Annotated in this window: 1 protein-coding gene; it reads left to right on the top strand. The window is 53.6% G+C overall.

Annotated elements, in window-relative coordinates:
* Window positions 1–196, top strand: a 196-nt coding sequence (locus Q4563_RS19600) for a hypothetical protein (RefSeq protein WP_303605709.1), incomplete at its 5' end; no start/stop codon positions are given.
* Between the last annotated feature and the right edge of the window lie 80 nt (window positions 197–276).

Below are 276 nucleotides of genomic sequence, written 5' to 3'. Positions count from 1 at the left end.
GCCCAATGTGTCGAAGCACTTGTCGACACTGAGAACCCATGGCTTGGTCCGCCGTCGCCAGGAAGGCAATATGGCGTATTTCAGTATCGGCGCACCTTTCATTTTTGATTTGTGCGGCACTGTTTGCGACAGCATGAAAGAAGAGTGGGAGCAGCGTCAGTCGTTGCTGGATAATTCGTCCAGCACTCGCAGCTAGCCAGGAATCAACAAGGGACAGGGATAAAGAACCAATGCGCCAGACTGTTCTGGCGTTCAGGGAGCGCCGACAGTACGTAC

The sequence above is a fragment of the Gilvimarinus sp. 1_MG-2023 genome, assembly GCF_030548285.1.
The sequence above is the reverse complement of the archived record's forward strand: the minus strand, read 5'-3'. Positions and strand labels throughout refer to the sequence as shown.